Below are 9,730 nucleotides of genomic sequence, written 5' to 3' on the forward strand. Positions count from 1 at the left end.
CCATGACGAAAATGTTCCCAGTCGGCACCGTGCTGATCGCCAGCCTGCTCGCCGGTTGCGCTGCAGACCGCCCTCTGCGTACGCCGGACGTCAGTGAAACCGTCCGCGCCGAGTTGGCTGCCTCACCGGCTCGCAGCCCCGTTGACGTGCCGACCAAAGTAAGCGATGCCTTGGCCGAGCCCGCGCCCAAGGCCATGCCAGCCCCACCCGAGCCGCGCCTGGATTTACTGGTCAACAATGCGCAGGCCCGTGAAGTGTTTTTGGCCATCGTGGCGGACACCCGCTACAGCATGTTGATGCACCCTGATGTGTCGGGCACCTTGTCCGTCACATTGCGTGGTGTGACAGTGACCGAAGCTCTGGAAGCCATTCGTGATGTGTATGGGTATGACTTCAAGATCGAAGGCAGGCGCATTGTGGTGTATGCACCCACCTTGCAAACACGCGTCTTCACCATCAACTATCCGCATGCCTTGCGCGTGGGCAATAGTGAACTGCGGGTGACCTCGGGATCCAGCGGCTCCAACAACGGCGGGAACAATAACAGCGGCGCAAGCGCCGCCAGCGGTGCGTCAGGCGCTTCGGGGTCCAGCGGCAGTGGCTCAACACAACAAACCAACAGCCGTGTCACCACAAGCTCAAAGACGGATTTTTGGTCCGAGTTGACCGAAGCGGTGAAGGGCATGGTGGGCACGGGCACCGGTCGCAATGTCATCGTGAGCCCGCAAGCCGGCATCATGGCGGTACGCGCCATGCCAGAGGAGCTGCGGCAGGTGAGCCAATTTTTGAAGGCGGCGCAGCTTGCGGTGGAACGCCAAGTCATGCTGGAGGCCAAGATTGTCGAAGTGGAGTTGCGGGATGGCTACCAGAGTGGTATTGATTGGTCCGCCCTGCGCAACAGCGGGCGTTACACCGGGGTCATGGGCTCGGTCGGTGGCGGTACGTCCAACAACGTCTTGATCAACGGTGTCACCACCAATGTGCCTGGCTTCCCGACCGGTGCTGCCCCTGCCGTGGCAGACACCTTGTCGCTGCCAATAGGTACCGGCGGCTTGTTTGGACTGGCACTGGCCACCGACGGTTTTCAAGCGGTATTGGGTTTCCTGGAAACACGGGGCGACATACAGATTCTGAGCAGCCCCCGCATCGCCACCATGAACAACCAGAAAGCCCTGTTGAAGGTCGGTACAGATGACTACTTTGTGACCAATGTCACTGGCGGCACGGCTGGCACAGGCGCCACCTCCGGCACGGCAGCAACAGCGCCGACGCTGCCCACGCTGACGCTGACGCCGTTTTTCTCCGGTATTGCGCTGGACGTGACGCCACAGATTGATGAGGGCAACAACATCACCCTGCATGTGCGTCCGTCCGTGACCACGGTCACAGAAAAAACCAAGCAGGTTGATCTGGGTTCCGTAGGCAACTACAAGCTGCCCGTGGCCTCCAGCTCCGTCAATGAGTCTGACACCATGGTGCGTATCCAGGACGGCAATATCGTGGCCATCGGCGGGCTGATGCAGATGGAATCCAACCGCACCGCGTCCGGCATGCCCGGCACCTCGGATGTGCCCTTCCTGTCGTCCATTCTGGGTAACAGGGCCACCTCCGGCCGCAAGAAAGAGCTGGTGGTACTGATCAAGCCCACCATCATCCGCACCGCCGAAGACTGGGAGGCACAGACCCGCCGCACACGCTCCGCGCTGGACGATATGGATGCCAGCCGCGCACGGGTCATCCGCATGGATGGCGCTGCCTACAACGTCGAACCAGCACGGGCGAAGTAAACCACTATGTACCTGGGGCATTTTTCGCTGCGTGAGGCCCCGTTTTCGATCACGCCCGATTCGTCTTTTTTCTACCCGCATGAAAGTGCGCAGGCCGCGCTGAACACCCTGCTGGTGGCGCTGCGCAGTGGCGAAGGTTTCTTGAAAATTGTGGGTGAAGTGGGTTGTGGCAAAACCGTGTTGTGCCGCCAGTTGCTCAAGACCCTGCAGGGCGAGGCCTTTGTCACCGCCTACATCCCCAACCCCGACATGGGGCCCGACGATCTGTTGATGGCGCTGGCGCTGGAGCTCAGCATCAAACTGGTACCCCCCATCAGCCGCCACAGCGTGCTCAACGCCCTGCGCGATTGCCTGTTGCAGCACGCGCTGGAGGGTCGCCAGGTGGTGGTGTGTATTGACGAGGCCCAGGCCATACCGCTGCGCACCGTGGAGAGCCTGCGCCTGTTGTCCAACCTGGAAACCGAAAAGCGCAAGCTGTTGCAACTGGTGCTGCTGGGCCAGCCCGAGCTGGATACCAAGCTGGCGCGACCCGAGATACGGCAGTTGATGCAGCGCATCACCTTCAGTGAGCACCTAGGCCCCATGCCGGCCGACCGCGTGCCCGTCTACCTGGCCCACCGCATGAGCACCGCGGCGGTGGACACCCATACCGACGTGCAGGTTTTCGAGGCCGACGCGGCCAAGGCCATCGCCCGAGCCAGCGGCGGTGTGCCCCGCCTCATCAATGTGCTGGCCCACAAGTGCCTGATGCTGGCCTATGGTGAAAACCTGCACCGCGTCAGCGCGGCCCATGTGCGCCTGGCCGCTGCGGATACACCGGGCATCGTCACGCCCCCGCCCTGGTGGCGCCGCCTGTGGCCCTGGCCTGCCAAGGTGCCAGCCCTGGTGCCATTTGCCGAAAGTGAATTGCGCACACCGGCCAGGAGCAAGCTGTGAGTGTGATCAACAAAATGCTGCGGGACCTGGACCACCGCGCCAACCCGGCGGCCAGCGCACACCCCGGCCCCGCCGCGTTGCGCCAGGGCACGGCCAGTGTGGCCATGGACACCCTCGCTGCACAACAGCCTGCGGTCGGTGGTGCCCGCCTGTGGCTGGGTCTGGGCCTGCTGACCGTTGCAGCCGCATCGGTGGGTGGGTGGCTGTGGTGGTCTTCCACCGTTGCGCCACCTGCTCCTGTGGGTGATACCGCCGCTGCACCACTTGTTGTGGTGCCGCCAACCGTGGTGGCCAGCGCCGCACCCCCCGTGGCCAGTGAACCCACGCCCACCGCAGCACCGGCACCCCTGGCTGCTGCCAGCAGCACTGGTGGTGATGGGGCCACCGAACCGTCACTGGCCTCTGTCATTCTGCGCATGGAGCCCAGTCTGTCGGCCCGCAAGGCGCTGGACGCGCTGTTGTCCACACCGATGCCGGTAACCGCCAGTGCACCCAGCACCGCCAACACCCGCGTGGCGGCAGCGCCCGCTCCGGTTCCGGCGCCTGCACTGGCCCCTGTCTCGGTACCCGCAAACACGGCCCCCGCCGTGGCTGCCGTCGCCACCACACCCGTCCCGGCCACACCAGAACGGCCGGCAGCCCGCGCCACCGGCTCCAAATCCACCTCCTCGGCCACCACCAGCGCTACCGGTGACAGCACACCCATCCTGCAGCGCCAGCAACAGGCCGGCGGCGACGCCCTGGCGCAGGCCCAGGCCCTGTGGAGCAATGGCTCGCGCGATGCCGCCATCGACCTGATGCAGCAATCCATTGCGGCCGCCGAGCGCAGTGCCAAGGCCGGCACCCCGGGCACGGCCGGCACTGCGGTTCTGCTGCCACTGGTGCGCGAAATGGCCCGTATGCAGCTGGCCGAAGCCCGCTTTGGCGCAGTCTGGGAAATGCTCACGCGGCTGGAGCCGCTGTTGGGCAACCCGCCGGATCTGTGGGCCATACGTGCCAACGCCGCCCAGCGCCTGGGCCGCCACCAAGACAGCGTACATGCCTACATGATGGCCTTGCAGTCACGCCCCGACGAGCAGCGCTGGCTGCTGGGCACGGCCGTGTCCTTGGCGGCCCTGGGCCAGACCAGCAGTGCGGCCGAGATGGCCGAGAAGGCCCGTGCGGTGGGCCCAATCAGCAAAGACATTCTGGCCTACCTGCGCCAGACCGGCGTGCCGATACGCGAGCAATAATCACTTGGGACGCGCCCTGCCCGGTGGTATGGTGCGCGGTATGACTGATAGGGAATTTGCGTGAAGATTCTGGTCGCCGAAGACGAAACCGCCATCCGCAACAACATCGTGTCGCTGCTACGCATGGAGGGCTTTGACGTGGTCGAGGCCCCCAATGGCCGCATCGCGCTGGCGCTGGCGCGTGAACACCTGCCGGAGCTGGTGTTGTCCGACGTCATGATGCCCGAGCTCGATGGCCTGGGCCTGCTGGAACTGCTGCGTGCCGACCCGCTGACGGCCGGTATCCCACTGATTTTTCTGTCCGCCCGCACCGAGCGTGCGGACCGGCGCAAAGGCATGAACCTGGGCGCGGATGACTACCTGGGCAAACCCTTCTCGCGCGACGAACTGCTGGAAGCCGTCAGTGCCCGCCTCAAGCGCCACCAGGCGGCAGCCAAATCGGATGCATCGCTGAAAACGGCGCCAGCAGCCACCGCGTTGGCCAACACCAAACAACGGCCACCGGTGACCGTCAAGGGTTACCGCATCCTGCGCAAGATCGGCAGTGGCGGCATGTCCGAGGTGTTTCTGGCGGTGCGCGAGTCCGACCAGCGGGAGCTGGCGCTCAAGGTGCTGGACACGGCCATCAACGACGACGGCGCGCTGTTGGACCGCTTCTTGCAGGAGTACGCACTGCTGGCGCAGATCGACCATCCCAATGTGGCGCGCATCTTCGACCAGGGCATCACCGACGCCCACGCCTTTTTGTCGATGGAATATTTCGTCCGGGGCGACATCAAACAGCGCATCGCCGCCGGCCTGACCCAACACGAGGCGCTGGGCGTGACCGTGCAGGTGGCGCTGGCCCTGGCGCAGATCCACGCCCGGGGCATCGTGCACCGCGACGTCAAACCCGACAACCTGATGATGCGCCGGGATGGCACCGTTGCGCTGATCGATTTCGGTATTGCCAAACACGCCGACCACGCCATGGGCCATACGCTGCACGGCGAGATTGTGGGTTCGCCCTTCTACCTGAGCCCTGAGCAGGCAGCTGGCCGGCCGGTCAGCGCCGCCAGCGACATCTACTGCCTGGGTGTCATCTTCCACGAGATGCTGACCGGGCAACGCCCCTACACCGCCGACCGCATGGAGGTATTGTTGGCCCAACACCTGTTCTCGCCGCCACCCCGTCTGGCACCACAACACAGCGACATGCAGGACCTGCTGGACCGCATGATGCACAAAGACCCGGTGCAGCGTATGGGCACCGCACAGGCTGTGGTCAAGTACATCACCGAACGCTGGCCGCTGGCCAGCTCAGCCCGGATCTAAGCGGCTCCAGCCGAATAATTTAAGCGTTTTAGGGCTCTAGCCCCCGTGTAATATACCTATTACGCTATTTATTTGATAGTGACTACAAGCTACCGGGATTGCGCCGGTACTGCATGGCTTCGGCCAGATGCGCCACCTGCGTGTGTTGTGCGCCGGCCAAGTCCGCAATCGTGCGGGCGACCTTGAGGGCGCGGTGCGTGCCCCGCGCCGACCAGCCCAGGCGGCTGGCCGCCACATTCAAAAACTTCAGCGCATCGGCATCGAGCTGCACGTGCTGGTCTATGGCCTGGCCCTGCAGGGCCATGTTGCTGCTGCCCTGGCGCTCCACGGCTCGGGCGCGGGCCACATCACAGCGTGCACGGATGCTGTCCGTGGATTCACCGGCCGGAGCACCCAGCAGGTCTGCGTGCGCCAGGTTGGGCACCTCCACATGCAAATCGATACGGTCCATCAGCGGGCCGCTGAGTTTGGCCTGGTAGCGGTGGATCTGGTCGGGCGTGCAGCGGCAGGGGTGGGCGCTGGAGCCCAGATAACCGCAGGGGCAGGGGTTCATGGCGCCAATCAGCTGGAAACGGGCCGGGAACTCGGCCCGCTGTGCCGCGCGCGAGATGGTGATGCAGCCGGTCTCCAGTGGTTCGCGCAGGGCCTCCAGTGCGGCCCTCTGGAACTCGGGCATTTCATCTAAAAAGAGCACCCCGTTATGGGCCAAAGAGACCTCACCCGGCCGCGGGGGTGTAGGCTTCCAAAGTTAGTGTCATTTCGAGTTTTCTGTGTCCGGAAGATTCCCGAAGTTATTGTCAAAAACCTACACTGCAGTTGCAAAGCATTGCCGCTGGTCTCCAGCGAACTTCGCCTGCGGCTTCAATGAAATCAAGGGGTTATGGCAATAATTACGTATTGCTTCTAAGGCTGACGCCCATTGACTACTATGCACCCGGCCATCAAGATTTCGCGAGTAGCTTTAAGTCGTGAAGTTGCCCGGAAGTCATTCACCCTTGAGAAAAGCAACGGATTCACACATTCGGGGGATGACCCAGGCCCGGTGGAACGTCTAAACTTCGCGCCGTTCGGTGCAGGTTTTTTCGATTTTTTGCCAGTGCAATTTCCTAATATCCCGCCCGGAGTGTTGGCACCGACGCGAATTTGACGGGCAGCATGGGAATTAAATGACGAAGCCCCGCAGGCCTGCCGCCCGCAATCAGACTGTATTTATTTGATTCTCAGGCGTGCCAGCAACTGTCGGCACCCCATATCAAGTTGACATTGGCGCAAGTGACCGAATGAATTCAGCAGCCAAGGCAATCGCATCTTGGCAAACCTGAGGGAAGATGGGATACTGTACAAATAGACAGCAACAAAAAATATATGTAATGATCACCATTGGAATCCGAGCGTCCCCGTCCGCCGTGACCTTTGTAATTTACGACATAGGTGCAGACTCGATCGTTAATGTGGAAGCTCTCCAAATTCCGATTGCCTTTGCAGTTCCGGACGCGCTGAAATATGTGCGCAACAATCTGATCGACATTCTCCGCGAGTACGAAGTCACATACGCTGGCATTCGAACAACGGAGCCAAACTCACAAAGAATGAGCATTGAACGCATCCAGCTCGAAGGGGTTATTCAGGAGGCATTTGCAAGCAGTACGGTCAAAGGCTATTACGTTGGGCAAATCTCTTCTATTGCCGCAAGGCTCGGAATACCCAGGGCAGATTTCAAGCTCTATGTGGCTGGCTCAAAGAGTTGGCCTGTTGACGGCTGGGATGAGCTTTCAGAGAACGCGCGCGAAGCAATGCTTTGCGCAATTGGCGCCGCAAAATGTCAGTAATCAAGCCATACAGCAAAGGTGAGGTCTCCTTTCACCTTGACACTGAAATTGGCCATGAGGGTTCCAATTCGAAGACCTTCATTGCCCACGACGATCAATTGGATGCAAAGATAGTCATAAAGAAGGTTTTGAAGACTAGTATTTCTTCACTGGATCAGTATTTCGAGGAATCTAAGACCCTCTATCTGAGCAGTCACCCGAATGTTGTGCAGGTTCACTACGCGTGTCAGGATACGGATCACATTTACATTGCGATGCCGTATTACAGGCAAGGTTCACTGAACTCCCTCATGACCAAGCGGTACTTGAGCGTTCGGGAGATTGTTTCGTTTGGATGCCAGATTGCAACAGGCTTGCACAACATTCACTCCAAGAACTTAGTTCATTTCGACATTAAGCCGGACAACGTACTTTTGTCGGATCGGGGAGAAGCCCTAGTTTCAGACTTTGGCCTTTCTAAGCGAGTAGGCACATCGGGTACGGCCGAACAAGATAGGCTCTACTTCAAAATGTGCCCTCCTGAGGCATATGTAGATCAGCCTCACGGCCCAGCGTTTGACATTTACCAATTAGGTCTGACCTTGTATCGCATGTGTGCCGGCAATGAAGAGTTTTATAGGCAATTTGCTGCCTATGGCACTTCACCGGCTGCATTTGACAGAAGTAGTTTCAAGGTCGCGGTGCGGAATGGCCAATTTCCGGATCGCGATAAATTCCCAGAGCACATCCCAGCGAGGCTGCGTTCAGTCGTTAAGGAATGCCTGGAGTCAGACCTACCAATGCGTTTTCAAAGCGCTTCATCTCGTCGTCCGCGTTCCATTCACGCAATTTGCGGCGATGGCTATCCTCCCGCTCTTGGGAATGCGTCAACCGCTCGCCCGGATTTCTCTGCTCACACGGCCAACGGCCTAAACGCAAAGGCTTGATCGAACAGGTTCTCAAGCTGTTCATTCGTGCCACGCATCCCGTCCACCACGGCCTTAGCCCAATCGAAGTATTCAATTCGTCGATCCAGCGACCAGTCAGAAGGTGGGCTCGCTGCCATGTCTCGCAGATTGCATATCTTGTCCGCCAGCTTCACCAACTTTGCCGACCTTGACAAGCTGGGCGCGTGTTCTATTTGCAGAACTTTTCTCTGCGCCTTGGGCAAGGTTTTGTCATCCGTGACCTCTAGGACTACATCCAGAACCGCACGGCCAAACTCCGCTTCGATTTCGGCGTGAGATGTATCGGTATCCTCAATTGTGTCGTGCAACAGGGCTGCACAAACCACATCCTGGTCTTCAATTCCAGTCACTTCATTGCATAAAACGTTCGCCAATGCCAACGGATGATTGATGTATGGCGACGCCTGCTGATCCTTGCGGCGCTGGTCTCTGTGTTTATGGGCCGCAAATGCCGCGGCTTTTATTACCTTTTGCATATCTGACCTCCTGATCGCTATTAGTCTTTCTCGAAACCGGGTGTTTTCGCCTTGGCGACCTCGCGCCACCGTTGTCGCTACAACACAGTAATGTAATCTGCATAGGGTCCTACTCAATGCGACATGTCGCCGCCAAAAGTGGTTGGACCCCTGGTGTATTCGACCTATTTGAACAGGACTTTGTGCAACAACGTGAGCACTGGGGTGAACACATGTTGAACGCTCGCTCGAACGTCTGCATGCTGAAGGACGCAACATTTTCGACTGGGAAAATGTTCGTGAGACCAACGACAGATTCCAAGTACTTCTCGGGTATCCTAACGCCCTCAAAGTGAACGCCATGCAACGATCATGATCCAGGTAATGCTGAACCGCCACTCGCATTTGGTCGGCAGAGTATTTGCCACTGGAGCGGACATAGCCTACCTGCAAGTCCCGGTCTTGCTCGTACTCTCGATACCAGCCAATAAGTGAGTTCTTTGTTGGGTAACCCAACTGGCGGATGGTTGCACCTAGGCGCCGTCCGAGTTTGATGTAGAGCTTGACTGCCCGAATTCGCTCTTCGTATGAGTACATGAACTACCTCCAAGTAGTCCAAGTTATTGTCCTCACCCCCACTGGGGCAGTTTGTCTCTGGAATCAACACTGCGCGCCATGGCGCTGGCGCGCGTGTCTTGTCACGTTCTTCCTGCCGCACCCATGTAGAGCGAGTTGATGTCCACGGCCGAGAATCTACGCCTGTTGCGGGGTGCTTGAAGCCCAAGATTCTCAGAATGCGCCATGGCACGACCAAGCACGCGTCCTGGACGCAAAAGTACACCGGTTCATCCCTGGCCCGGTGTAGCGAAATGCCAGCTCGAATTCGCTGGCCGACAAGAGGCGGTACTCGAACGGATAACTTTCGGCGGTGCCAATCGGCGGGCTGAGCGCCTTGCTGTCTATGTAGCGCGGAACAAGCGTGGCAAGTGTTTCTGGGTACCGCCTTTGGTCATCGTGATAGCGATAGAGTGCTTCAATGACCACTGCACTGCGCGCGTATCCGTTTTGGGCTCGCTCGCCGTCGCCGGGCCGTTGGCATCCTGCCAACGTAGTCACTGCTGCGATTAGCAATCCGACAAGCGCGCGTTCTGGTTTACGGTAGAAGCAAGGCCGTTTAAAGGTCTGCGTAGCCCAACTCTGGCCACGCTGTCGAAGAGTTGCGCAGCTGCG

7 protein-coding genes and 2 pseudogenes are annotated in these 9,730 nt (G+C 59.7%); 6 read left to right on the top strand and 3 right to left on the bottom strand.

Features of this window, described 5'->3' with window-relative positions; all coding sequences use genetic code 11:
* Positions 1-2 precede the first annotated feature (2 nt).
* Genes HZ993_RS14320 through HZ993_RS14335 form a run of 4 tightly spaced genes read left to right on the top strand, consistent with a single transcriptional unit; the run spans position 3 to position 5,269 of the window.
* On the top strand, positions 3-1,787 hold the full coding sequence (locus tag HZ993_RS14320; RefSeq protein WP_209393412.1) for a pilus (MSHA type) biogenesis protein MshL: 1,785 nt from the start codon (positions 3-5) through the stop codon (positions 1,785-1,787).
* A gap of 6 nt (positions 1,788-1,793) precedes the next feature.
* Positions 1,794-2,723, top strand: a complete 930-nt coding sequence (locus HZ993_RS14325) for an ExeA family protein (protein WP_209393413.1) — start codon at positions 1,794-1,796, stop codon at positions 2,721-2,723.
* On the top strand, positions 2,720-3,955 hold the full coding sequence (locus HZ993_RS14330) for a hypothetical protein (protein ID WP_209393414.1): 1,236 nt from the start codon (positions 2,720-2,722) through the stop codon (positions 3,953-3,955). Before HZ993_RS14325 ends, HZ993_RS14330 begins: the two co-directional genes overlap by 4 nt.
* A gap of 60 nt (positions 3,956-4,015) precedes the next feature.
* Positions 4,016-5,269: a protein kinase gene (locus HZ993_RS14335; protein ID WP_209393415.1), complete on the top strand. Its 1,254-nt coding sequence runs from the start codon at positions 4,016-4,018 to the stop codon at positions 5,267-5,269.
* 82 nt (positions 5,270-5,351) lie between these two features.
* Here the strand turns inward: HZ993_RS14335 and HZ993_RS14340 are convergent.
* Positions 5,352-6,005: pseudogene (locus HZ993_RS14340) on the bottom strand (ATP-binding protein); the annotation flags it as partial.
* Between the two features lie 634 nt (positions 6,006-6,639).
* Here HZ993_RS14340 and HZ993_RS14345 point away from each other — a divergent pair.
* Both HZ993_RS14345 and HZ993_RS14350 read left to right on the top strand, forming a co-directional pair.
* Positions 6,640-7,098 carry a hypothetical protein gene (locus HZ993_RS14345; protein ID WP_209393416.1) on the top strand — a complete coding sequence of 153 codons (459 nt, stop codon included), beginning with the start codon at positions 6,640-6,642 and terminating at the stop codon, positions 7,096-7,098.
* Entirely contained in the window at positions 7,089-8,024 is a 936-nt protein-coding gene (locus HZ993_RS14350) for a serine/threonine-protein kinase (protein WP_209393417.1), read from the top strand. Before HZ993_RS14345 ends, HZ993_RS14350 begins: the two co-directional genes overlap by 10 nt.
* On the opposite strand, the gene HZ993_RS14355 is transcribed toward HZ993_RS14350, so the two are convergent.
* Together HZ993_RS14355 and HZ993_RS14360 are read right to left on the bottom strand one after the other, a co-directional pair.
* Entirely contained in the window at positions 7,991-8,521 is a 531-nt protein-coding gene (locus HZ993_RS14355; RefSeq protein ID WP_209398483.1) for an HD domain-containing protein, read from the bottom strand. The genes HZ993_RS14350 and HZ993_RS14355 overlap by 34 nt on opposite strands.
* A 309-nt stretch (positions 8,522-8,830) precedes the next feature.
* Positions 8,831-9,097 (bottom strand): annotated as a pseudogene (locus HZ993_RS14360) (IS3 family transposase); the annotation flags it as partial.
* Positions 9,098-9,730: the final 633 nt, after the last annotated feature.

It is taken from the genome of Rhodoferax sp. AJA081-3 (assembly GCF_017798165.1).
GTDB lineage: Bacteria > Pseudomonadota > Gammaproteobacteria > Burkholderiales > Burkholderiaceae_C > Allorhodoferax.